The organism is Streptomyces sp. NPDC040622 (assembly GCF_055593965.1).
Map to the genome: position 1 here is coordinate 131,262 of NZ_JBVIXD010000005.1, position 23,425 is coordinate 154,686.

Here is a 23,425-nt window from a genome sequence, read left to right on the forward strand (position 1 = left end):
GAGAGTGGGGGGTGGGGGGGTTGCGGTGCGGGACCCCTCCCTCCCTCCCCCCCCCCCCCCCCCCCTCACCCCCCCCCCCCCCCCCCCCCCCCCCCCCCCCCCCCCGCGCCCCTCCGGTCGCCGGGGCCCGCCGAGGAGCACCGCCGTCCCGCCCGTACCGCGCCCGCCTCCGGCCGGCGCCCAGCCGGTCGGGGGCGGGGGCTCTCGCGAGGCCGAGCGGCGAGTCTTCGCCCACGCGGCACCGGTCACCGCCGTCTCAAGCGCGGAAGAGGAGGCGAGTGCGACACCGTCGGGCATCCGCCGCCCCACCGCCTCTCCCCCGCAGGCTCGGATGCTCGGACGCCAGAACGGTTGACCGACTCCATGGTCGACACAACTATATTCTGGAATACTACTTCCGCCATATGGAATCAATGAACGTCCGGTATACCGCTCCACCGGCCGCCTCTCGGCCGGAATGCCCCGGGCCGCCGCCGAGTTGATCGCACCGGGCGCCTCCCCACGACCCGCGCGCCCGCGAGGCCACCGAAAGGGAACACCGTGACAGACCCGAAGGACCCGTACTCCGTGAGCGTCTCCGTCCGTGGCTACGAGACGGACTCGCAGGGCCATCTCAACCAGGCCGTCTACCTCCAGTACGCCGAGCACGCCCGCTGGTCACTGCTGCGCGCGGCCGGGATCGAGCAGGCCGACCTGCTGGGCAAGGGCGTCGGCCCGGTGGCCCTGGAGAACACGATCCGCTACCGCAGCGAGCTGCGCGCGGGCGACGAGATCGCGGTGAGCTGCCGCTTCGTATGGAGCGAGCGCAAGACCTTCCGCACCGAGCAGACGATCACCAAGGCGGACGGAACGGTGGCCGCGACGGTGACCGGGATCGCGGGCCTCCTCGACCTCAAGGAGCGGCGGATGGTGACGGATCCGCTCGACCACTTCCGGGCGCTGGCGTCCGACCCCGGGCTACTGGGGCTGTGACGCCGAACCACCACGACGCCGTAACGCCGTAACGACGGGACGCCGTGACGACGGGACCGGTCAGGGAACTTCACCCGCGCCAGCCGACCGTGTCCATGACATCGTCACGCAACCGTCCCACGACGTTCACACGACGATACGTACATCCGTGCCACTCTCCCGGTGGTTGAGTTGTCAACTCGCGTAGACCGTGCGCCCCTTGGCGGGCGCGCGGCGCGCGCAGCCTCCGGGAAAGGACACACCCCCACATGCCCCTCCCGCGCGTACGCCGCTGGAAACCCCTGGCCCTGACCGCCGCCGCCGTGCTCGCCGGCATCACCGTGCCGGCCACCGCCACGGCCACCCCCTCCCCCACACCCGCCCCGGCCACCGCGGCCGTCGGCGCCTACGACGACACGTACTACAAGGACGCGCTCGGCAAGACGGGCCCCGAGCTGAAGTCCGCGCTGCACACGATCATCAGCGACCAGACGAAGCTCTCGTACGACCAGGTCTGGGACGCCCTGAAGACCACCGACCAGGACCCGGCCAACAGCGCGAACGTGATCCTGCTCTACTCGGGCTCCTCGCGGAGCAAGGGCAGCAGCGGCGGCGACCAGGGCGACTGGAACCGCGAGCACGTCTGGGCCAAGTCGCACGGCGACTTCGGCACGTCGACGGGGCCGGGCACCGACATCCACCACCTGCGCCCCGAGGACGTCACGGTCAACAGCATCCGTGGCAACAAGGACTTCGACAACGGCGGCAGCGCGGTCGACGGCGCCCCCGGCAACCTCACCGACGGCGACTCCTTCGAGCCCCGCGACGCGGTCAAGGGCGACGTGGCCCGCATGATCCTCTACATGGCCGTGCGGTACGACGGTGAGAGCGGCTTCCCCGACCTGGAGCCCAACGACAAGGTGGACAACGGCAGCGCGCCCGCCATCGGCCGCCTCTCGGTCCTGAAGCAGTGGAGCGACGAGGACCCGCCGGACACGTTCGAGAAGAACCGGAACCAGGTCATATTCGACGAGTTCCAGCACAACAGGAACCCGTTCATCGATCACCCGGAGTGGGTGGAAGAGGTCTACTGACCCGGCCCCGGCAGGGTCACCTCCCGCCACCGCCGCCGCCCTCGAACTCCTTGGGCGGCGGCCCCCCACCGGTGTCGGCGAAGAACTGCCAGAGGGTGACGACGGCCACCGCCTGGGCGACCAGGTAGGCGAGCTGCAGCGAGAAGTACCGCATCTGGTAGATCGACAGGAGCAGCCCGAACCGGCTCTGCCAGAACCGGCGTTCGCCCTGGAAGATGTCGAGGTCCAGGGCGATGCCGGTGAGCGTGAGGACGAGCAGCATCGTCACCACGACCAGACCCAGGTCCCCGTACCCGAGGTCCACCAGGTAGTTGCCCAGCGCGTCGACCCCGACCGGCAGCGCGAAGGCCGCGGCGACGGCCAGTGCCTTCACCGGGCCGCGCCGCCCGGGCAGCCGGCGCCAGAGCGCGCCGAGCACGAAGCCCGCGCCGGCCCAGCAGGCCTGCCAGACGAGGAAGCCGCACACGAGGTCGGGCAGGCCGAGGCCGTAGTACGCGGTGCCGCGCCAGCTGTCGCCGCGGATCCAGCCCGACCAGACCACCACCGTGCTCGCCGGGAGGCCGAAGAGGCCGGCGATGAGGGCGCCCCTGCGGCCGTTGCCCCACCAGGTGTCGTGCGGGCCCATCGCCAGTGCCACGTCGACGACGGAGACCTGGGAGGGCAGCCGGTCGGGGCCGCCCGAGCCGCTGGTCCAGTTGTGCAGTCCGCGCACCTCCTGTTCGAGCAGGCGGCGTTGGAGGATGTCGTCGTCCGACTGGCCCGCCTCCAGGCGGCGCATCTTCGCGTGGATCTCGCGGTAGCGCCGGGCCCGGCCGAGGACGTCGGAGCGCCGGGCCGCGGTGACGGTGTCGCCGAGCCGCTCGCCGCTCGCCTCCAGGGGGTGTTCCAGGACGGTCCGGCTCCTGCCCACGACCGTGATCAGGTGCAGGGCCGCCATGTTCAGCACGAGCCAGACGGACTCCAGCAGCGAGTTGTTGGCGAAGACACCGAGGCCCATGCCGACGATGACGGGGAAGAAGAGCAGGAACAGCCGCCGGTCCGCGGCCTCGTCGACCGGTGACTCGGCGGCCCGGGCGACGGTGACCCGCAGCGCCGCGAGGACGACCAGGCCCGTGATGAACCAGACGAGGCTGAACCACCAGTTCTGGAAGTTGGCGGTGAACCAGGTCAGGTCGCCCCTGATGTCGTCCAGGTGGTCGGTGCCGTACGCCGGGTCGTCCGGGCTGCTGAGCCAGGAGGCGCGCCGCCAGTCGCGCTCGACGGTCAGGGCGTAGCAGATGCCGACGGCCGCCGTGCCGGCCAGGACGGCCGGGGCCGCGTACCGGAGCCGGAACGGGCGCGGGCCGGGCGGCGCCGCCCGGCTCGGCGGGACGAGACCGCAGGCACGGGCCGCGCGCCAGGCCGCGGCGGCGAAGCCGAGGAAGGCGAGCGCCACCACACAGCCGTGGGCGGTGAACAGGGCGTAGACGGCCCGGTCCGGTGCGTCGGCGGGCAGTTCCAGCGACACGGGAAGCCCGAACCGGTGCGGTACGCCGGACACCGCGAGCACCGGGACGGCGAGGGCCACTCCCGCCAGGGCGACCGATCGCCGCGGCCGCCCGAAGGCGAGCAGCAGCACGGCGAGTTCCAGCGTCAGCGGCAGACTGACGCGCTGCTCGCGGTCGTACCAGAGCTCCTCGTCGCCCAGCGCCCTGGCGAGCCGGAACAGTATCTCGTCGCCGCCGGTGGCGAGCATGAGAACGGCCGAGACCCAGGCCCAGCCGCTCAGGGTGTACGCGGCCTCGATCTCGGCACCGGTGGCACCGGCCCGACGGCGCATCCGGCCGGCCGCGTGGAGCAGGAACGCGCACACCACGAAGGTCCACATCATGCCGCCGACGCCGCTCACGTTGGCGAACAGCAGCCGGTCGTCCTGCGCCCCGAGCGAGCGGCGCCAGTCCGGTCGGAGCCGGACGGCGACGGGCGGCGGTTCCTTCTCGCCCTCGGGACGCCACACGAGCGCGGTGGCGCCCTCCCGCGTGGTGGGCTTCGGCTCGGCCGACCGTGCGCCCGGGGCGCCGGGATCCACCAGGATCTTCGTCCAGTCGACGCGGCGGAGGCCGGGGGCCGGTTCGAAGACCAGCCGCACGTGTGCCGCGCCCAGCTCGACCTTCCAGGGCCCGAGCGCGAACCAGTCGGTGGCCTGGTCGATCCAGGAGAAGGTGTCGAGGACGACCTCGAAGCCGCCCTTCTCCGGGTCGACCCGTGGGCTCCCCTCAGGTCGCCACTCGCCCCACCACCGGTACTGCGACTCGTACGGGCGGGCCAGGCAGCCCATGGCCATGCGGTAGTCGTCGGAGTCCTCGCTCAGCAGCAGCGACGTGGCGTGCTCCCAGGAGGAGGGGACGTGGACGGTCAGACGGGCGGTCACCTTGGTGTGGACGCGCTCCTCGGGCCAGAGGCGGACGGAGGCACTCGCCCGCGCCTTGTCGAGCCCGGCGGTGTCGCACCCCCGGTCCACCGGCTGACCGGTGGCTCCGGCCGACGCGGGCCACAGGACGACGCACAGGACGCCACACAGAGCGGCGCGCAGGACGAGCCGCAGCACATCGGCACGCGTTCTCAAGTACCGCCCCCCCGCCCCCGAGTTGGCCTATGCCTCAGTGTCCCCGAGCGCGTCCAGTTCCGCGAGGTCCGCGGCGTCGAGACGGAGCGCGGCCGCCGCCACGTTCTCCTCCAGGTGTGCCGGGGACGAGGTGCCCGGGATGGCGAGGACCGTCGGCGAGGTGGCGAGCAGCCACGCCAGGGTGACCTGGGCGGGGGTGGCGCCGTGCCGGTCGGCGACGCGCCGGAGCACCGCCAGGTCGGGCGCGCCGGCGCCGCCGAACGGGAAGTAGGGCACGTACGCGATGCCCTGCGCGGCGCAGACCTCGACGAGTTCGCCGTGCTCGCGCGTCAGCGGGCTGAACCGGTTCTGCACGGCGACGACGGGCGCGATCTCCCGGGCCTCGGCGAGCTGCTCCGGCGTGGCACCGCTGACGCCGAGGTGGCGGATGAGCCCCTCCTCGCGCAGGGCCGCCAGTGTGGCGAGGCGGTCGTCGCCGGGGCCGTCGGACCGCAGGAAGCGGAGGTAGACCAGGTCGAGGTGGTCCCGGCCGAGCTCCCGGAGGTTGCGGTGTACGGCCGCGCGCAGCTCCGCGGGGTCCGCCGGGTCCATCCAGCTGCCGTCGGGGAAGCGGCCGGGGCCCACCTTGGTGGCGATGACCAGGTCGTCGGAGTAGGGGTGCAGGGCCTTGCGGATGAGGTCGTTGGCCGCGATGTCCTCGTAGAAGTAGAAGGCCGCCGTGTCGATGTGGTTCACGCCGAGCTCGACCGCGCGGCGCAGCACGGCGATGCTCCGGCCGGGGTCGTGGGCGGGCCCGTCCCACTGGGCGGCGGGCAGCCGCATCGCGCCGAAGCCCATGCGGTGGACGGGGAGGTCGCCGCCGATGCGGAAGTGACCGGCGGATGCGGCGGGGGCGGCGGGGGCCCGGCCCGCTGCCGGGTCACCGCCCTCGGTCCGGTGCGTAGGGGGCCCGGTGGAGATGTACGTAGGGGCTGCGGCCGGGTCCTGCGTAGGGCCGTCGGTGGAGCTGTGCGTGGTCGCCATGGGCCAGATCCTGGGGCGTACGCGTTTCGTACGCGAACACATGGCCAGTTGCTGCCACCGTTGACCCCCTGGCCACCGCGCCGCACACTGTCGCCACCATGCCGAGCACACCCAGGTCGCCGACCACGCCGACCACACCAAGCGCATCGAGTACATCCAGCACATCCAGCACCGAACAGATCGTTTCCCTGCGGGGCGAGCGGGAGCTGGTGCGCCGCGCCGGCGACCTGTTCACCGGGGCCCGCGAAGAGTTCCTCTGCGCCGCGGCGGACCTGGTGACCTTCTCGCCCGGAGTGAACGCCGCGTTCGCCGGGGGCAGACGGCCGCCGATCGTCCCCGGCGGCCTCACGATGCGGAAGCTGTACACGCCGCGCGCCCTCGCGGACGAGGAGTCCGAGGAGCGGCTGCTGAAGATAGCCGAGTCGGGGGCGCAGGTCCGCATCTCGACGGCGCCGCTCGCCCACGAGGCGATCGTCATCGACCGGCGCGTGGCGATCCTCGCGGGGGCTCCCGTGCGCGGCGTGCGGACCTTCACGGTGATCCAGTCGCCGATCGCGGTCGAGGGCGTCAGGGCGCTGGTGCACGCGGCCTGGGAGACGGCGGTCGACCTCGCCGACTTCCGCCGCACCCGGCCTCCCGTGCTGGACCAGGAGGCGCGCCGGATCCTGCGGGCGCTGGGTGCCGGGCAGACCGACGAGGTGACGGCGCGCGAGCTGGGCATGTCGCTGCGCACGTACCGCAGGCGCGTCGCCGAGCTCATGGCGGTGCTCGGTGCCACCTCCCGTTTCCAAGCGGGGGTGCGGGCACGCGAGTTGGACGCCGGCATCTGGGGAGGTGCGGACAACTGACCTCGTACACAGACCGTCTAGGTTGATACTTGATCGTCGAACCGTTGAGTACGACGGACGCATTGACGTCTGTACGTTGCCAGGAGGCACCCGTGTCGGACAACGACCCCCAGTTCGGTTCCACTGACATGCGCGCGCGCATCGACACCAGCACGCCGCACTCCGCGCGTTTCTGGAACTACTTCGTGGGCGGCAAGGACAACTACGAGAAGGACCGGGAGCTCGGCGACCACATCAAGGAGATCTTCCCCGGCCTGGTCGACGTGGCGCGCACCAGCCGCCTCTTCCTCGGCCGCGCGGTGCGTCATCTGGCCACGGAGCAGGGCGTACGGCAGTTCCTCGACATCGGCACGGGTCTGCCGACGGCGGACAACACGCACGAGGTGGCGCAGCGGGCGGCCCCCGACTCGCGCATCGTCTACGTCGACAACGACCCGCTGGTCCTCGCGCACGCGCGGGCCCTGCTGACCAGCACGCCCGAGGGCGAGACGGCGTACATCGACGCGGACCTCTACGAGCCGGAGGCGATCCTCCGCGAGGCCGCGAAGACCCTCGACCTCTCCCAGCCGGTCGCCCTCATCATCCTCAACACGCTCGGCCACGTCGCCGACTACGACCAGGCCCGCGACCTGGTGTCCCGCCTCATGGCGGGCCTGCCCGCCGGAAGCCACCTGGTGATAAGCGACTCCACGGCCACGAGCGAGGGCATGATCGCGGCGTCGAACGAGTACAACAAGAGCGGCGCGATCCCCTACTACGTCCGCAGCGTCGAGGAGATCACCGGCTTCTTCGACGGCCTGGAACTGGCCGAACCGGGCGTCGAGCAGGTCACGCGGTGGCGCCCGGAGACGGACGAGGAGACGGCGGTGGACGCGTACGGGGCGGTGGGGCGGAAGTCGTAGCGCGCTCGTGGACCGGCCCGGCGCCCGGGCGGCGCCGGGCCCGCGTCCGTCGCGTCAGCCCGCGGACGTGTGCTCCAGCCGGCGCGTCGGGGCGTCCCGCGTCGCGCGCGGGGTGCCGGACGATACGGCCGTGCGAGCGCCGGGTTCGCGCAGCGGGGGAAGGCGATGGGGGGAACCCTTCCGTCAGGAAGCGGACTCCCGGAGAGCCTCCAGCTCCGTGATCTGTTCCCCGAACGAGCCCGGACTGTCACGCTCCAGCTCGCGGTACAGGGCCAGTGCGGCGTCGCACGCCTCTCGGGCCTCCACCTGTCGGTCCAGAGCGAAGAGGGTTCCGGCGTGGTACTCGTACGCCCTCGCACGACTCTGTGTGAGATCGCGCCTCAGCTCCTCCGGCAGGCCGTTCAGGAGGGACACGGCTTCGGCTGCCGCCTGCTCGTCCTGCGCGTGGTGGCCGGTCTCGGACATGAAGCGTGCATGGTTGGCCAGGGCGGTCAGCAGGCCCAGGTATTCTCCGGGGTTTTCCCGGTGAATGGTCCGGAAGACTTGCGCGGCCTTGACGTTCACTCGGTAGGCGACCGGTTCGCACGACGCGAGAACCAAGGACCGGCTTTGCATGAGGAAGGACCGGCCCAGCAGCGGCAGATGCTGCCGGCCGTCCTCGACCACGAGCCTCCGCGCCAGGCCGGTGGCCTCGTCCGCCCGCTCCACGGCATCCGCGACGGAACCGGCCTGGAGGCTGAGTTCAGCCAGTCTGTGCAGCGTGCGGACGAACTTTGCCCGGGACCGGGGCAGCCCCGAGCGGGCAAGGTGCCGCTCGATCGATGCTGCCTCCCGCACGCCGTCGAGGGCACCGGCGAGGTCGTCGAGGTCGAAGAGGATCCGCGCCCTGTTGTTCAGGGTTGAGGCGAGCTCCTCCAAGTACGCGTCCGGATGGTCCTGAGCGGCTGTCCGGCGAACACTCAGGGATTCCTCCGCGGCTTGCATCGCTCCGGGGAGATCGTCGGCCTCATGCAGGCGCAACGTGAGCGTATTCAGCGACCTGGCGAGGTCGGGCAGCATCGTGACGTCGTCTGCGGCCAGTTCGCGCCGTGTGTCGACCGAGGCGCGAGCGGCCTCGAGCGCCGCCTCGTGCTCGCCCGTTTCCGCCAGGTACTGGGAGAGGTTGTTCAGGACTGCCGCAAGGCCGACCGGTGCGGCCCACTGGTTCTTGCCTCCCAGGAACTGTGTCGTCACAAACTGAGCGACGCTCTCCCGTCCATCTCGTACGGCCTCTTCCGCCCTCCCGAGCCTGCCGAGCGCCGCCGCCCGATCGTGCAACAGCAGAGCCCGGACCATGGAGTCGCCGGAGCCGCCGGCGTCGAGCAGTCTCAGCCCGGACGTCGCCACCTCCAGGCCCTCCTCATAACGATGGCCCGCCAGGAGCCGCCCGGCCAGATTGTGCAGAGAACCCGCCCGGCTCAATCGATGGTTGGCCGATGGCTTGCCTTCGAACTGCAGGAGCTTCTCGTGCAGACGGATACTCCACGACGCCAGCGCCCGCGTCAGCGCGGGGATGCGCTCGGCGAGTTCCAGCAGCCGGTCCGGTGGCAGCAGTTCCTCCACCAGAATCTGGTCGAGCGCCGCGATCAGGATCGTGGGCTCCGCACTGCGCGTGCCCGCCGCCACCAGGAGGGGCGCGAGGCGTGCCGGATAGGCTCGTACGGCCGTTCGCAGGACGTCCGCCAGAGTCTCGGACTCGACCTGCACCGACGCCCGGCTCAGGACCAGGAGTGCCTGCACCGTCTCCTGCGCGTCGAGCACCTCCAGCAGACGCAGGAAGATCTCGGGTTCGGCCGCCACACGCGTCCCCACGAGATACTCGCCCAGCGGGTCGGGCTGCAAGGGGCCCCACTGCCAGGAACCGCCGCCGTCGGCCGAGTCGGGGCGCGGGTAGAGCTCGTGGAGCCAGTCCGCGACAGCCCGCCGCACCGACTCCGGGTGGTCGCCGATGCGCGGCAACCGGGCGAGGATCGCGTGGGCGCGAGCGCTCGGCACCGGGCCGACCAGCGTGGCGGTGACCACGGCGTTGCGCAGGGCCGCGTCGCCGAGGATGCCGAGCGGCGCGCGGCGCGAGGTCTCCTGCCAGTACGCGGACTCGTGCAGCAGCAGGGCGTCCTGGGCGTTGCGCACCTGGGACTCCGCGCGCGGCGTGAGCACCCCGGCGAGGGCCGACATGTGGAGGTCGAGCACGGTCAGGTACGGGCGGCCGGGGACGCCCGCCCGGTGGGCGGAGAGGGGGCCGCCGCCCACCACGGAAGCCGTCACGGCCAGCCCCAGCGCCGCCGCTCCCCGCGTCAGGTCCTCCACCGCCGTACGGAAGATCTCGTCCTCCGCCACGCCCAACGACGCCGTGTCGAGGATCGACCAGCGCCGGGCCTGCCCCGTCGTGTCCGCCGCCTCCGCCCCACCCCGCGACCGCACCTCCTCCCACCACTGCCCGACTGCCCGTGCCACGAGCAGCACCTTGAACGGCGCCCCGCGCGGGCGCCGGCCCAAGTGATGCAGCAGGTCGGCCAGTTCATCGACCCGGCTCTCCGCGTAATCCATCACGAGGAGGACGGGGGCCGTCGTGCGGGCCAGCTTTCTGTGCTGCTCCGGGCCGCTGCGCCTGTTGAGATGCACCACGGCGAACCGCGACGCGGTGAGCCGGTGGCCGACCTCGCGGGCCAGTCGCGTTTTCCCTGCGCCACCGGCCCCCGTGAGCAGTGCCACCGACACGTCGTCGCCCGACGTGCTCCAGGCGACCATCTCGTCGAGCAGCTCGTGCCGTCCGGTGAACCGCACCGTCTCGGCCCGCGGATGGAGCAGCGTGGCCGCGGAGCGCGGCACCAGCGGCACCACGGGCTCGACGCCGTCCGCGAATTCGGCGGGTTCGAGGTGGGCCGCGGCGCCACTGTGCCGCCGCAGCAGTGCGCGGAAGTCGGCGTCCGCGAAGAGGACGTAGCTCGGGACGGCCTCGATCCTGTTGTGCGGCCAGCCCGGCAGGTCGGCGACGGTGACGCCCACGAGCGTGCCCTCGCACCAGACCGCGCCGCCGGACAGTCCCGCCCAGGGCGACTTCCCCGCGGGGCCGACCGGCGGCGCACCTTTCAGGGTCAGCACATAGCGGTCCGCCTCCACGGCTTCCAGCGGGTCCAGCGTCCCCCGGAACGACGTGGATCCGATGTGCCCCTCACGGCCGGACAGCGCCGTGAAGCCCAGGGACGAGATGTGCGACGGGTCCGGTGTCACCATCCGTCCCCAGCGCACCGGAGACAGGGAGAGGTCGGCGGCCAGATCCCGTTCGGCCACCAACAGAGCCGTGTCGTACGGCCCCTCGCTCCGTGACCAGACCACCCGGCACGGCGTGGGCCCGCTGCCGGGAACCTGCGCCGTCACCTCCGTGCGGTCGCCGATGACGTGCTGCGCGGTCAGGACGAGACGCGGCGCGAGCAGATAGCCCGACCCCTGGCCCACCCCTGGACCGGACCGCTTTCCCGGCTCCCGCCCCGCCGCCCTCACCACCGCGACCCGGCGCCTCTCCTCCACCTCGGTCGGCCGGTTCTCAGCGCCCGAAGGAGGAGTCCAGCCTGCCCGTCTCGGGCGGGTTCTCGTCGCTGATCAGGAGCGGGCTGCCGGTGCGGTCCTTCGGGGTGAGGACCAGCTTCACGTGGTGGACGTCCTCCTTCGCGAGCTTCCCGGCCGCGCCCGCGGACACCACCGTGCTCAGCACCCGCCCGAGGCCCACCTTGGCGGTCACCTCCCGGGTGAGCGTGACCGCGAACTCCAGCTCGATGGGGCCCACTTCGAACTGGACATTACTGCCGGCCCCCGCGACGGCCGCGTCCAGCAGCTCGTCCCGGAGCGCCTGTACGGCCTCGCCGACCCCGATGGGCTCGCTCATGTCTCCCCCAGTTTCCCCGGCTTCCCCGCCCTGCGCCTACACGCGGCACTCTACGGCGCGGGCGTCACCCGCGAGGGCGAGTCCGGCCACGAGGGCGAGTCCGGCCGTGCGCGTCGCCGGCGACGCGCGCCGCCGCTCCACCTCCACGAGGCCCCGCCCCTCGTCGTACGCCGCCCGACACGCCACGTCCGCGACCGGCGCGCTCGCCGCGGGCTCCCTCCTCCTCTTCGCCGCCTGCACCCTGCGCCAGGCCCGCGCGTCCCGACCGCTGCTGCGGCTGCGCCTCTTCCGCTCCCGCGTCCTGACCGGCGCCAACGCCGTGCAGATGGCGATGATCGCCGGGATGTACGGCTTCCAGTACATCGGGGCGCTCTACCTCCAACGAGCGCCCGGCTACGGGGAGTTGATGACCGGTACGGCGTTCCTGCCCGCGCCCGTCGTCATCGGCGTGCTGATGCTGGGGCTCTCCGCGAAGGTCATCGGCCGGCTTCGGTGCCCCTCGCACGCTCCTCGTGGGCCTCACCCTGATCACGGCGGGACTCGCGCTCCTGGGCCTCCTGCCCTCCGACGGTTCCTACCGCCGACGTGCTGCCGGGGATGCTGCTGCTCAGCGCCGGGTTCGCCGCCGCGATGCCCGCCGTGACGGGCTCGCCATGAGCGGCGCGTCCGATGAGGACGCCGGAGTGGCCTCCGGGCTCTTCAACACCACGCAGGTGGTGGGCGGTTCGCTCGGGCTCGCGGTACTCACCGCGCCGGTCGCGAGCCGCACGGAGATCCTCACCGGACAGGGGGTGGATCCCCTCACCGCCAACGCCAACGCCGACCGCTACCGGCTCGCCTTCCGGGTCGCCACGGGCATCGCGGCGGCGGGCCTGGCCCTGGCGGCGACGGCCCTGCGGCCGGGCCCGCGCCGGTGAGCACGGCTGGACCGCCGGAGCCGCCCGAGCCTGTCGAGCCGCCCGAACTGTCCGGGCTGTCAGTCGTCCAGGGCCGTCATGACCTTCCCCAGGTCGACGAACTTGAAGTTCGTCGAGGGCCGGTCGCCCTCCCCGGGAGCGTCGTGGCCGTCCTGAACGACCAGGAGGCCGTGCGGGTACTTCGGGCCGAGCGGCTCGTTCAGCGCGGCGGCGCCGTCGCACTCCTCGGAGCCGTCCAGCGCGCCGCCGGCGGGGGTGACGCGGAAGCCGCCCTCGTACTCGTTGCGGTCGCCGAGTTCACGGTCGTACGCGGCGAAGGTGTTGTCGCCCTGGCTGGAGGCGAGGAGGTAGCCGTCACCGTCGGACTCCTGGACCAGCGTCAGCCCCTCCACGTCGGCGGCGATCCGCTTGCCGCCGTAGCCGGGGTCGGCGCCCGGAGTGCACTCCTCGCTCTCCTCGTCGTAGACGCCGGGGACGCCGTACTCCCTTACCTTGTCGACGAGTTCGGGCTTTCCGGTGAGGTCGGCGCGCAGGCGCCAGATGCCGACGTCCTCCTGTCCGGCGTAGAGCGTGCCGTTGGCGGGATCGACGACCATGCCCTCGACCTGCGGGAGTTCGCCGGGCTCGGCGCACGGGCTCCACGAGGTGCCGTTCGGAAGCCGGAACGAGGACGGCAGGTCCAGCGTGCGGACCTTGCGGTAGGTGACCTTGCCGCCCGGCGCGGGCTTCAGTTCGAGGAGGGCGACGCTGGTGCGCTCACGGCGGCTGACCAGGGCGTACGAGCGACCGCTGGACTTGTCCTGCCAGGTGGCGAGGCCGTACGCGGTGCGCTGTTCGTTGACCTCGGCCTGGTCGGCGGAGAACACGAGCGGCGCGGTGGGGTCCGTGACGTCGGTGAGCGGGCCGCCGGGGCGGTCGCGGTCGATGCGGTAGAAGCGCAGGCGGTCGTGGCCCCGGTCGCTGGTGACGGCCAGGTCGGAGCGGCCGGTGGTGAGCTTCAGGCCGTGCGCGAGGTCGACGTTGTTGAAGCGGCCCGGCGCGTCGTCGGGCCCTTCGGCGGGCGGCGCGGCGACCGACTGCACGGGGCGGGCGTCGAGGTCGTAGGCGCGCAGCCCGCCCTCCTTGGCCGTGGCGATGACCAGGCTGCGTGCCGGGTCGGCGGGGTCGCGCCAGATCGCGGGGTCGTCCGCGTCGGCGTTGCCGCCCGCCTCGTCGTCGTGGAGCACGGGCGTCTCGGCGCGGGGCGTGACGGCCGGCAGCGGGTCGGCGGGTGCGGCGGCGGTCGCCGTGGCCGCCGCGAGGACGGCGGTCAGGGCGAGTGCGACCGGGGCGATCGTTCGACGGGTCGGACGGTGTCTGGTCACGCGGTGTCTCCTCGTTCCGGGAACGGACGGATCTTGCGTGAGACTGGGCCCTGCTCGTGTCGGCCCGGCATACGGTGCACGTCCGGCAGCACCCCGCCCGGATGTACACGGGGTGAACCGCCGCCCCGGGCCGCGCGCGGCAACCCCCTTCTACCTCAACCGCGTTGAGACCCCAAGGGCAGGTGGCCCCAGACCGTCTTGCCGACCTCGCACCCGGCCACGCCCCACTCGGCCGCGGCGGAGTTCATCGCGTACGCCCGCGCCGGACGCGACTGGCCCCCGGCACCTGATCAGGTGCCGGGGGCCGGGTCCGCCGAGCGGGCCGCGTCAGTACTGGGGCTGCGAGGACGGCTGCGACTCCACCAGTTCGCGCGCCTCCTCGTCCGTGGCCACCGAGGGCGGGGAGCCCTCCAGCGGCTGACGGGCCGTCTCCTTCATCGCGGCGACCGCGATGATGCCGACCAGGCCCGCGAGCATCGTGTAGAACGCGGGCATCAGGTCGTTGCCGGTGGCGCTGATCAGGCCGGCGACGACCAGCGGGGTCGTACCGCCGAAGAGCGAGACGGAGATGTTGAAGCCGATGGACAGCGAGCCGTAGCGGACGTCCGTCGGGAACAGGGCCGGGAGCGACGAGGACATGACGCCCAGGTAGCAGACCAGGGCGAGGCCCAGGATGAGCAGGCCCGTGAAGACCGCCACCGTGCCGCCCTGCTTGATCAGCAGGAACGCGGGCAGGGCGAGGACGAAGAAGCCGACCGAGCCCGCCATCAGGACCGGCTTGCGGCCGATGCGGTCGGAGAGGCGGCCGACCGAGTTGATGAGGGCCATCAGGATCAGCATCACGACGACGATGGACATCAGGCCGCCGGTCTCGCCGAAGCCGAGCTGCGTCAGATACGTCGGCATGTACGAGAGCAGCATGTAGTCGGTGACGTTGAACGCGGCCACCAGCGCGATGCAGAGCAGCATCGCGCGCCACTGGCCGATGAAGGAGTCCTTGAAGGACTTCTTCTGGCGTTCGGCTGCCGGTCCGCTCTCCGCCTCTGCCATCTTCTGGAACGCGGGCGACTCGTCGAGCTTCATCCGCAGGTAGAGGCCGATGAGGCCGAGCGGCGCGGCGACCATGAACGGGATGCGCCAGCCCCAGGACTGCATGGAGGAGTCGCTGAGCAGCATGGTCAGGGTCGTCACGAGGACGGCGGCGACCGTGTAGCCGATCAGGGTGCCGAACTCCAGGAAGGAGCCCCAGAAGCCGCGGCGCTTGTCGGGGGCGTACTCGGCGATGAAGGTCGCGGCACCGCCGTACTCGCCGCCCGTGGAGAAGCCCTGCACCATGCGGCAGAAGACGAGGAGGACCGGCGCCCAGACGCCGATCGTGGCGTAGCTGGGTATCAGGCCGATGGCCAGCGTGGCCGCCGACATCATGATCATGGTGAGCGCGAGGATCTTCTTGCGGCCGACCTTGTCGCCGAGCGGGCCGAAGAACATGCCGCCGATGGGGCGCACCAGGAAGGCCGCCGCGAAGGTGGCGAGCGAGGAGAGGGTCTGCGCGGTGTCGTTCCCGGAGGGGAAGAACTCCTTGCCGATGATGACGGCGAGGTAGGCGTAGACGCCGAAGTCGTACCACTCCATGGCGTTGCCCAGCGCGGTCGCCTTCACCGCGCGCTTGACCTGGGCTTCCTCGGTGACGGTGATGTCCGACTGGCGCAGGCGCGGGTTCTTGCGGCGGTGGATCACGCGGAAGAGCGCGCGATGCCGGGCAACGGCTTCCGGAGCGGGCGGTGCCGGTGTTTCGGGGGCTTCGGGCGCGCTCACGGTGCAGTCACTCTCTCTGTCGGCATGGTGGGACGTCGATCAACATTGCCAATCAGAGAGGCGGGAAAGTGCCCGCCAATGGTCCTGACGCCGATGGTCCCAAGTCCTTCTGATCAAGGACTTGGGACCCTTTTCGCCACAAAACGAGGTTTCAAACCTGAACGGCCATGTGATCTCAGCTGCCGTACAGCTGTGACCTTGGAATGACCTGCTGCTCCTGCCCGGGGCTCGACCACAGCAGTTTCAGATGGGCCTCGCCCGTCCGCTCCGCGTATTCGACCTTGACCGAGTGGCGCCTACCCGCGGTCAGCGCCACCTGAACCTTGTCGAGCTTCGGCTCGTGCGGGGTCCACGAGTCGATGACCAGCTTGCCGTCGATCCACACGCGGGCCATGTCGTCCGAGACGGTCGTCAGTGTGTACGTCTCCGAGCGGCGCGGCTGGATCGATCCCGTCCAGCGGATGCTGAAGTCGTCCGCGGGGATCGAGGCGGCCGGGGAGCCGGTGTACTTCCACGCGTGGTTCAGGGTGGCGTCGGTACGGGTGATCTTCGGGGTTCCGGAGAGGGTCGCGTTGTCGAAGATCTCCTGCTTGAGGCCCTTGCCGTTGCCGGGCCGGGCCGTCGGTCCCGGGTCGGCCCGCAGCTCGATCACGGTCGCCGTGTCGTTCGTGGCCGCGCCGGACGGCTTGAGGTCGTAGCCGTCGCCCGCCTTGGTGACCGTCACCTTCTGGCCGCTGCCGAGGACCCGGGCCCCCCGTACCGTGAAGTCGGTGCGCGCCTTCAGGTGCAGCGTGCCGCCGGCGGCCGGCCACTTCGTGACCGCCGCGTACAGCTTGTCGCCCTTGCGGCTCACCGAACCCCAGGACGGCTCCTCGACGAGCCCGCCGTAGCGGGCGCCGAACACCGCTTCGCCCTGGCCGTCCTCGCGCAGCCAGTCGCCCATCTGCTTCAGGCGGTCCACCGAGGGCCGCGGGACGCGGCCGCGCGCGTCGGGGCCGACGTTCAGGAGGTAGTTGCCGCTGCGGGAGGTGGTGGCGAGGAGGTTGCGGGTGAGTTCGGGTCCCGACTTCCAGTTCTCGTCGTACCGGGCGTACCCCCAGTGGCCGTTGAGGGTCATGCAGGATTCCCAGAGCTGGCCGTCGACCGGGGCGCCGGGGATCTCCTGCTCGGGGGTGCCGTAGTCGCCGTCTACCACGCGGCGCTTGCCCACGCGGTTGTTGATGACGAGGTCGGGGTCGAGGCCGCGCAGGTAGGACTCCAGGCGCTCGCCGTCCTTCGCCGTCCAGGGGTTGTGGGGGTTGTCGGTGTCCCACTCGCCGTCGAACCAGAGAAGCGCCGGGTCATAGGCGTCGACCAGCTCCTTGAGCTGGGCGTACATGCGCTTCTCGTACGCGGGGAAGGTCGCCGGGTCCGCGAAGTCCTTGTCGTGCCAGTCCCAGATCGAGTAGTAGAAGCCGAGTTTGATGCCCGCGTCGTCGGACGCCTTCTTCAGCTCCGCGAGGATGTCGCGGTTCTTGTCGAAGGAGGAGTGGTCGCGCAGGTTCCAGTCGTTGACCTTCGTCGGCCACATCGCGTAGCCCTCGTGGTGCTTGGACGTGATGACGATGTAGCGCATCCCCGCGTCCTTGGCCGCCTTGACGACCGCCTTCGCGTCGAAGTCCGCGGGATTGAAGTTCTGCGCCTGCTTCTCGTACGCGTCCATGGGGATGTCGCACTGCCGCTTGATCCATTCGGCGTCGCGGCAGGTCGAGCCGTCGGGGCGCCGGTACTCGCCCTCCAGGTTCGAGTAGGCGCCGAAGTGGATGAACATGCCGAAGCGGTCCTGACGGAACCAGTTGGTGCGGTCCGCGGTGAAGGGGTCGTCCGCGGCGTGGTCGGTGCCGGGGCCCGCGGCGCGCGGGGGCTTCGGGGCGGGCGCCCCGTCGGGCACCGCGGTCGCGGCGGGGACGGCCGTCCCCGCGAGGGCGGCGGCGAGGAGCAGGGCGAGTCCAGTGGCTCTGTGGCGCATGGGGCGGCTCCCGGGGTTGCCTGGTTGGGGGTCGCTCGGGAACGTAGGGACGAATACATCGGATGTCAATGGGGACAACTAGCGCCTCCCAGGGCCCTGTTGGCCTTTGAGCGTCACATCGGTCCGATGACTGTGGTGTGCTGAGGAGCAGTCGGGCAACGTCGGGGGATCGAACGGACAGTTCACCGGGCGGACCACCGGATGTTTGGAAACGGGGGGCCTTTGGGGGAAGAGATCCCTCGGAATGCACCGCGCACCCGCACCGCACCGCATCCCGCCGATCCCACGGAGCCCGCATGCCTCTCCCCCGCCGCACCTTCCTCACCGGCCTCGCCGGTACGGCCGGTGTCGCCGCCGTCGCCTGTTCCGGCACCACCGCGCAGGGCACCGCCGCGCAGGGCACCAGCGCGCAGGGCACCGGCGTCGACGGCGCGCCCGCCCCGCGCCGGACCGCGGCCGCGGAGGCGGCCCGTCGGCTGCTCCCCCGCCACTGGGACCAGATCACCTTCAGGACGGTCCCGAAGGAGCCGGGCGCCGAGGACTCCTTCCAGGTCACCGGACGACGCGGCCACATCACGGTCACGGCGACCGGCCCCGGCACCCAGCTCACCGGCCTGCGCCATTACTTGAAGCACGTCACGCACGCCAACATCACCTGGGCCGGCCGCAGCACCGACCACCTCCCCGACCGGCTCCCCGCCCCCGCCGCGCCCCTCACCGGGAAGGCCAACACCCCGCACCGCTTCGTCCTGAACGACACGAACGACGGCTACACGGGCGCGTACCACGACTGGACGTACTGGGAGCGCGAGATCGACGTGCTCGCCCTGCACGGCTACAACGAAGTCCTCGTCTGCACGGGCGCCGACGCCGTCCACCACCGCGCCTTCCAGGAGTTCGGCTACTCCGACGCGCAGCTGCGGGCCTGGGTCCCCGCACCCGCCCACCAGCCCTGGTGGCTCCTGCAGAACATGTCGTCGTTCCCGCACCCCGTCTCCCGGCAGCTGCTCGATGCCCGCGCCCGCCTGGGCCGTCGCATCTGCGACCGGCTGCGCGAGCTCGGCATCACCCCGGTCCTGCCCGGTTACTACGGCACCGTCCCGCCCGGGTTCACCGACAAGAACCCCGGCGCGAAGACCGTCCCGCAGGGCGACTGGGTGGGGTTCGCGCGACCGGACTGGCTGGATCCGCGCACCGGCCATTTCGCGCGCGTGGCCGCCGCGTTCTACCGCGCGCAGGACGAGCTGTTCGGGCCGACCACGATGTACAAGATGGACCTTCTCCACGAGGGCGGAAAGCCCGGAGACGTACCCGTCGGCGAGGCCGCCAAGGGCGTCGAGAAGGCCCTGCGGACCGCCCACCCGGACGCGACCTGGGTGATCCTCGGCTGGCAGCACAACCCGCCGAAAGCCATCACCGACGCCGTCGACAAGCAGCGGATGCTCGTCGTCGACGGCCTCTCCGACCGCTTCCCGAACGTCACCGACCGCGAGGCCGACTGGGGCTCGACGCCCTACACGTTCGGCTCCATCTGGAACTTCGGCGGCCACACGACGCTCGGCGCCAACGCCCCCGACTGGGCCGACCTGTTCGAGAAGTGGCGCACCAAGGAGGGCAGCACGCTGAGCGGCATCTCCCTGATGCCGGAGGCCGCCGACAACAACCCCGCCGCCTTCGAGCTCTTCTCCGAACTGGCCTGGCGCACGGGGAGCCTGGACCTGGAGGCGTGGTTCGCCGAGTGGTCGACCACCCGCTACGGAGGCGCCGACCCGCACGCCGAGGCCGCCTGGGACGTGCTGCGCCGCACCGCGTACGGCACGACCCGCGCCGACGAGTGGGCCGAGGGAGCCGACGGGCTCTTCGGGGCGCGGCCCGACCTCGCGGCGACGTCGGCGGCGGCCTGGTCGCCGAAGAAGATGCGGTACGCGCCGCAGGACTTGGAGCCCGCTCTCGGTGAACTGCTGCGCGTACGACGCGACTTGCGCGACTCGTCCGCGTACCGCCGCGACCTGCTCGATGTCGCCCGGCAGGCCCTGTCCAACCGCAGCCGCGTCCTGCTGCCGCGCGTCAAGGAGGCGTACGACGCGGGGGACGCGGGCCGCTTCGACCGTCTCACCCGCGACTGGCTCTCCCTCATGGACCTGCTCGACCGGCTCGTCGCCACCGACTCCCGCCACCTGCTGGGCCGGTGGGTCGCGGACGCCCGCACGTGGGGCGCCGACGCCGGGGAACGGGAGCGGCTCGCCTACGACCAGCTGTCACTCCTGACGGTCTGGGGCACCCGCGCGGGCGCCGAAGCAGGCCTGCGCGACTACGCGAACCGCGAGTGGGCGGGGCTCGTCGGTGGCCTCTACCGGCTGCGCTGGGACCGGTACTTCACGGAACTCCGCACCGCCCTCGCGGAGAACCGCGCCCCCGAGGAGGTCGACTGGTTCGCGATCGAGGACGCGTGGATCCGGGACCCCGGGCGCCTTGCGGTGCGCCCGACCGGCGACACGTACAAGATCGCGGCCCAGGTGCGGGCCCGGCTGGGGTGAGGAATCCTCGGAAGCGGCGGGAGCGGTTGCGCACCCGCTCCGGTCGCGTCGCCCCCCTCCCCCCGTAACGCTGCAGGTGAGCGCGGCGTCCTCACTGCAGGTGAGCGCAGCCGATGTCCGGGTTCCGCGTGACGGCGATCACGTCGTCGAGGCGGTCGCGCACGGCGAGCAGGTCGGTGATCCGCTCGTCGATGCGGACCCGCTCGGCCTCCAGCTGGTCCAGGAGCCTCGGCGGCGCCTCACCCGAGTCCACGCACGGCAGCACGTCGCGCACCACGCGGCTCGGGAGGCCCGCGGCGTACATCTGCTGGATCAGCCGGACCCGCTGGACGGCGGTGTCGGGGTAGTGCCGCTGACCGCCGGGGCTGCGGCTCGCGCGGAGCAGGTCCTGCTCCTCGTAGTAGCGCAGCGCCCGGACGCTCACGCCCGCCTTGTCGGCGACCTCACCTATGCGCACCGGCCCTCCTCCCGGCCGGGCGGCCCGCCCGACTTGCAGCTGACGTCAACGTCAGGTTTTAGCGTAGCGGGAGTCGGCACTCGCCGAACATTCACCCCGGCGAACCCGTGAACGGCCGCACCCGGCCGCGTGGAAAGGCAGAACGTCATGCGCGCAGTCCGCTATCACCAGTACGGCGGCGTGGAGACCCTGGTGGCCGAACAGGCACCGGACCCGCACCCCGGGCCCGGCGAGATCCGCGTCCGCGTCGCGGCGGCCGGCGTCAACCCCGTCGACTGGAAGGTGCGTTCCGGTGCGGTGCGCGAGCTGCTCCCCGTGGACCTGCCCGCGATTCCCGGGCGGGACGCCGTCGGCGTGGTCGACGAGATCGGTGAAGGCGTACGGGGAGTGAGCATCGGCGACCGTGTCTTCGGGCTCGGCGGCGTCACCGGCGCGACCGCGGAGCTCGCCGTGCTGTCGGCCTGGGCCCACGCGCCCAGGACCTGGACCGACGAGGAGGCCGCCGGCGCCGGGCTGGCATCCGTGACCGCGCTGGGCGGGCTCAACGCGCTCGGCTCCTTGCGCGGGCGCACCCTGCTCGTCGAGGGCGCCGCCGGAGGCGTGGGCAGTGCCGCGGTCGAGATCGCGGTGGCCCGGGGCGCCACCGTGATCGGGACGGCGAGCGAGCGCAACCACGCGTTCCTCACCTCGCTGGGAGCCGTTCCCACCACCTACGGCGCCGGTCTCGCGCAGCGTCTGGCCACCCTGGCTCCGGACGGTGTCGACCTCGCGCTCGACACCGCGGCCTCCGGATCCCTGGCCGATCTCGTCGCGATCGTGGGCGGCCCCGCCCGCGTGTCGACGGTCGCCGACCACGCCAACGCGCAGCGCCTGGGCGTCCGTCCGGTCAACGCGGAGAACGACTCCGCGCTCCTCGCCGAAGCGGGCGAACTCGGCGGGCAGGGCCGCTACACGCCGCGCGTCGAGCGGACCTACCCGCTCGAACGGACCGGGGAAGCGCACGCGTACGGCGAGCGCGGACGCACGCGGGGGAAGATCGTGGTCCGCCTCTGAACCTGCCGGTGCCCCCGAACCGACCCGGCCCGGGAGCACCGCCGACCTCGCGGGTCAGGCGCGCGGGCACTCCTTCCACGCCATGTGGTACACCGTGCTGATGCCGCCGTCCGTCGAGTCCATCGTCATGAAGCTGGACTTGGCGGGGTCGGACGTCCCCGCGTCGACCCGCAGCTCCGTGTTGATGTTGAAGTTGCGCTTCGTGCCGCACGGGGCCCAGACGAGCTGCGCCCAGTCCGTCGTGTCGGTGGCCTGCCAGTTGTCGTTGTAGGCGCCCTTGAACTCGTGGCTGATCGAGGCGGTGCTGGGCGATCCCTGGAAGTAGTACGACGCCTTCTCGGTGCCCTTGGCGCCGGGCTGGAGCGAGGCGTAGCCGCGGTAGTCCGCGGCGGCGATCGCGTACGTGAAGCCCTGCGGTACGTGCACGATCAGGTTGAGCTGGCAGTTCCTGCGGAACGCGGTGGGATCCGCACCGGCGCCCGTACGGGCGAGGTAGTCGCTGTAGGTGACCGTGAACGCCGTGTTGTCCTCGGAGACGGCGACGGCGGCGGTACCCAGGGGGCAGCCCGAACCGTTCACGGTGGCGATCTCGATCACAATCTTGTCCGGGGGCGGTTCCAGGATCGCGGTCGTGTCGTGCGCGGGGAGCGTCGAGCCGAAGAGCGCCGCGACGGCGGCGCCGCTCAGCAGCAGTGCACCGGCCATGATTCTCCATTCCGTTGCTGATGAGGGGGGTTGGAGAAGTGCCTGTCGTGCGTGGAGCGCAGTGCGGGTGCCTGGAGCGGATTGCGTGAGCGAGGGGGAGCGTACGGACCGGTGGGACCGGCGGACAGAGGGATGTCCGGCCATTCGGCCCCACCGGCCCATCGCGTCTTGACGGGTATACGTCATGCCGAATCTCTGGTAGGAAACCTTCCTAACAGTACGCGGAACGATGAACTCCCTTATCTGGAGGCCCACATGGAGACCCCCCACATACGCCCGCGCACCACGCACACCTCCCGCCGCACCCTGCTCGCCCTCCTGGGCGCCGCGGCCGTGACGGGTCCGCTGCTCGCCGTGCAGTCGGCGAGCGCGACGCAGACCTCGTCGAGCCCGCTCGCGGCGGGCGGGCTCGACGACCCGGCGAAGAAGGAGATCGCGATGCAGATCGTCTGCAGCGCGGAGAACTCCTCGCTCGACTGGAAGAAGCAGTACGGCTACATCGAGGACATCGACGACGGCCGCGGCTACACCGCCGGGATCATCGGCTTCTGTTCCGGCACCGGCGACATGCTCGACCTCGTCGAGCTCTACACCCGGCGCAAGCCGGGCAACGTGCTCGCCAAGTACCTGCCCGCCCTGCGCGAGGTCGACGGCACCGACTCGCACGACGGCCTCGACCCGAACTACACCAAGGACTGGGCGAAGGCCGCCAAGGATCCGGAGTTCCAGAAGGCGCAGAACGACGAGCGGGACCGCGTCTACTTCAACCCGGCCGTCAAGCAGGGCAAGGCCGACGGCATCGGCGTGCTCGGGCAGTTCGCGTACTACGACGCGATCGTCATGCACGGCGACGGCGGCGACTCCACGAGCTTCCGCAACATCCGGGCCCGCGCGCTGCGTTCGGCGAAGACGCCGGCGCAGGGCGGCGACGAGGTGACGTACCTCAACGCCTTCCTCGACGCCCGTGTCTGGGCGATGAAGCAGGAGGAGGCCCACGAGGACACCAGCCGCGTCGACACCGCGCAGCGCGTCTTCCTGAAGAAGGGCAATCTCAACCTCAACACGCCGCTGGACTGGAAGGTGTACGGGGAGTCGTTCCACATCGGCTGACGGCCGCACCGCGGGGGGAGCCCCCCGGGTCCCGCGGGGCCGCGGCCAACCCCTTGCCCCCCCCCCTCCACACGGGGAGCCGTCCAGACAACTCCCTATTTTCGCGAGTTCTCC

16 protein-coding genes and 1 pseudogene are annotated in these 23,425 nt (G+C 71.7%); 8 read left to right on the top strand and 9 right to left on the bottom strand.

What is annotated here, in order from left to right; all coding sequences use genetic code 11:
* Positions 1 to 540 precede the first annotated feature (540 nt).
* On the top strand, positions 541 to 972 hold the full coding sequence (locus ACZ592_RS15430; RefSeq protein ID WP_471582042.1) for an acyl-CoA thioesterase: 432 nt from the start codon (positions 541 to 543) through the stop codon (positions 970 to 972).
* 248 nt (positions 973 to 1,220) lie between these two features.
* Entirely contained in the window at positions 1,221 to 2,045 is an 825-nt protein-coding gene (locus ACZ592_RS15435; RefSeq protein ID WP_471582043.1) for an endonuclease I family protein, read from the top strand.
* A gap of 16 nt (positions 2,046 to 2,061) precedes the next feature.
* On the opposite strand, the gene ACZ592_RS15440 is transcribed toward ACZ592_RS15435, so the two are convergent.
* Positions 2,062 to 4,650, bottom strand: coding sequence for a DUF6185 family protein (locus tag ACZ592_RS15440; RefSeq protein ID WP_471582044.1), 2,589 nt, complete (start codon positions 4,648 to 4,650; stop codon positions 2,062 to 2,064).
* Between the two features lie 27 nt (positions 4,651 to 4,677).
* Positions 4,678 to 5,673, bottom strand: a complete 996-nt coding sequence (locus tag ACZ592_RS15445) for an aldo/keto reductase (protein WP_471582045.1) — start codon at positions 5,671 to 5,673, stop codon at positions 4,678 to 4,680.
* Positions 5,674 to 5,771: 98 nt separating this feature from the next.
* Between ACZ592_RS15445 and ACZ592_RS15450 the strand changes: the two genes are divergently transcribed.
* Together ACZ592_RS15450 and ACZ592_RS15455 are read left to right on the top strand one after the other, a co-directional pair.
* Complete coding sequence (locus ACZ592_RS15450) at positions 5,772 to 6,521, top strand: DNA-binding response regulator (RefSeq protein WP_471582046.1); 750 nt, start codon at positions 5,772 to 5,774, stop codon at positions 6,519 to 6,521.
* 92 nt (positions 6,522 to 6,613) lie between these two features.
* Positions 6,614 to 7,423, top strand: coding sequence for an SAM-dependent methyltransferase (locus ACZ592_RS15455; RefSeq protein WP_471582047.1), 810 nt, complete (start codon positions 6,614 to 6,616; stop codon positions 7,421 to 7,423).
* A gap of 183 nt (positions 7,424 to 7,606) precedes the next feature.
* Here ACZ592_RS15455 and ACZ592_RS15460 read toward each other — a convergent pair whose 3' ends face one another.
* On the bottom strand, positions 7,607 to 10,918 hold the full coding sequence (locus ACZ592_RS15460) for a P-loop NTPase (protein WP_471582048.1): 3,312 nt from the start codon (positions 10,916 to 10,918) through the stop codon (positions 7,607 to 7,609).
* A gap of 88 nt (positions 10,919 to 11,006) precedes the next feature.
* On the bottom strand, positions 11,007 to 11,345 hold the full coding sequence (locus ACZ592_RS15465) for a trypco2 family protein (RefSeq protein ID WP_471582049.1): 339 nt from the start codon (positions 11,343 to 11,345) through the stop codon (positions 11,007 to 11,009).
* A 187-nt stretch (positions 11,346 to 11,532) separates the two neighbouring features.
* Between ACZ592_RS15465 and ACZ592_RS15470 the strand changes: the two are divergent.
* A pseudogene (locus ACZ592_RS15470) lies at positions 11,533 to 12,262 on the top strand (MFS transporter); the annotation flags it as partial.
* Positions 12,263 to 12,321: 59 nt separating this feature from the next.
* Here ACZ592_RS15470 and ACZ592_RS15475 read toward each other — a convergent pair.
* The 3 genes from ACZ592_RS15475 to ACZ592_RS15485 all read right to left on the bottom strand — a co-directional run bounded on the left by ACZ592_RS15475 (position 12,322) and on the right by ACZ592_RS15485 (position 17,449).
* Positions 12,322 to 13,626 carry a phytase gene (locus ACZ592_RS15475; RefSeq protein WP_471582050.1) on the bottom strand — a complete coding sequence of 435 codons (1,305 nt, stop codon included), beginning with the start codon at positions 13,624 to 13,626 and terminating at the stop codon, positions 12,322 to 12,324.
* 327 nt (positions 13,627 to 13,953) lie between these two features.
* Complete coding sequence (gene proP, locus ACZ592_RS15480) at positions 13,954 to 15,441, bottom strand: glycine betaine/L-proline transporter ProP (protein WP_471582051.1); 1,488 nt, start codon at positions 15,439 to 15,441, stop codon at positions 13,954 to 13,956.
* A gap of 175 nt (positions 15,442 to 15,616) precedes the next feature.
* Positions 15,617 to 17,449: an alpha-L-fucosidase gene (locus tag ACZ592_RS15485; RefSeq protein WP_471582052.1), complete on the bottom strand. Its 1,833-nt coding sequence runs from the start codon at positions 17,447 to 17,449 to the stop codon at positions 15,617 to 15,619.
* A gap of 296 nt (positions 17,450 to 17,745) precedes the next feature.
* Between ACZ592_RS15485 and ACZ592_RS15490 the strand changes: the two genes are divergently transcribed.
* Positions 17,746 to 19,986 carry an alpha-N-acetylglucosaminidase gene (locus tag ACZ592_RS15490; protein WP_471582053.1) on the top strand — a complete coding sequence of 747 codons (2,241 nt, stop codon included), beginning with the start codon at positions 17,746 to 17,748 and terminating at the stop codon, positions 19,984 to 19,986.
* A gap of 91 nt (positions 19,987 to 20,077) precedes the next feature.
* On the opposite strand, the gene ACZ592_RS15495 is transcribed toward ACZ592_RS15490, so the two are convergent.
* Positions 20,078 to 20,443: a MerR family transcriptional regulator gene (locus ACZ592_RS15495; RefSeq protein WP_471582054.1), complete on the bottom strand. Its 366-nt coding sequence runs from the start codon at positions 20,441 to 20,443 to the stop codon at positions 20,078 to 20,080.
* Between the two features lie 147 nt (positions 20,444 to 20,590).
* Here ACZ592_RS15495 and ACZ592_RS15500 point away from each other — a divergent pair, with 147 nt between their 5' ends.
* The gene (locus tag ACZ592_RS15500) at positions 20,591 to 21,496 is read left to right on the top strand and encodes an NADP-dependent oxidoreductase (protein ID WP_471582055.1); all 906 of its coding nucleotides are present in this window, start codon (positions 20,591 to 20,593) and stop codon (positions 21,494 to 21,496) included.
* Between the two features lie 54 nt (positions 21,497 to 21,550).
* On the opposite strand, the gene ACZ592_RS15505 is transcribed toward ACZ592_RS15500, so the two are convergent.
* Positions 21,551 to 22,201, bottom strand: coding sequence for a DUF4360 domain-containing protein (locus ACZ592_RS15505; protein WP_471582056.1), 651 nt, complete (start codon positions 22,199 to 22,201; stop codon positions 21,551 to 21,553).
* A gap of 255 nt (positions 22,202 to 22,456) precedes the next feature.
* On the opposite strand from ACZ592_RS15505, the gene ACZ592_RS15510 reads away from it, so the two are divergent.
* On the top strand, positions 22,457 to 23,311 hold the full coding sequence (locus ACZ592_RS15510) for a chitosanase (protein ID WP_471582057.1): 855 nt from the start codon (positions 22,457 to 22,459) through the stop codon (positions 23,309 to 23,311).
* Positions 23,312 to 23,425 lie beyond the last annotated feature (114 nt).

Coding starts and splice junctions, on each gene's coding strand:
- ACZ592_RS15435 (WP_471582043.1), top strand. CDS start 1,221: ATGCCCCTCCCGCGCGTACGCCGCTGGAAACCCCTGGCCCTGACCGCC.
- ACZ592_RS15445 (WP_471582045.1), bottom strand. CDS start 5,673: ATGGCGACCACGCACAGCTCCACCGACGGCCCTACGCAGGACCCGGCC.
- ACZ592_RS15450 (WP_471582046.1), top strand. CDS start 5,772: ATGCCGAGCACACCCAGGTCGCCGACCACGCCGACCACACCAAGCGCA.
- ACZ592_RS15465 (WP_471582049.1), bottom strand. CDS start 11,345: ATGAGCGAGCCCATCGGGGTCGGCGAGGCCGTACAGGCGCTCCGGGAC.
- ACZ592_RS15485 (WP_471582052.1), bottom strand. CDS start 17,449: ATGCGCCACAGAGCCACTGGACTCGCCCTGCTCCTCGCCGCCGCCCTC.
- ACZ592_RS15490 (WP_471582053.1), top strand. CDS start 17,746: ATGCCTCTCCCCCGCCGCACCTTCCTCACCGGCCTCGCCGGTACGGCC.
- ACZ592_RS15500 (WP_471582055.1), top strand. CDS start 20,591: ATGCGCGCAGTCCGCTATCACCAGTACGGCGGCGTGGAGACCCTGGTG.
- ACZ592_RS15505 (WP_471582056.1), bottom strand. CDS start 22,201: ATGGCCGGTGCACTGCTGCTGAGCGGCGCCGCCGTCGCGGCGCTCTTC.
- ACZ592_RS15510 (WP_471582057.1), top strand. CDS start 22,457: ATGGAGACCCCCCACATACGCCCGCGCACCACGCACACCTCCCGCCGC.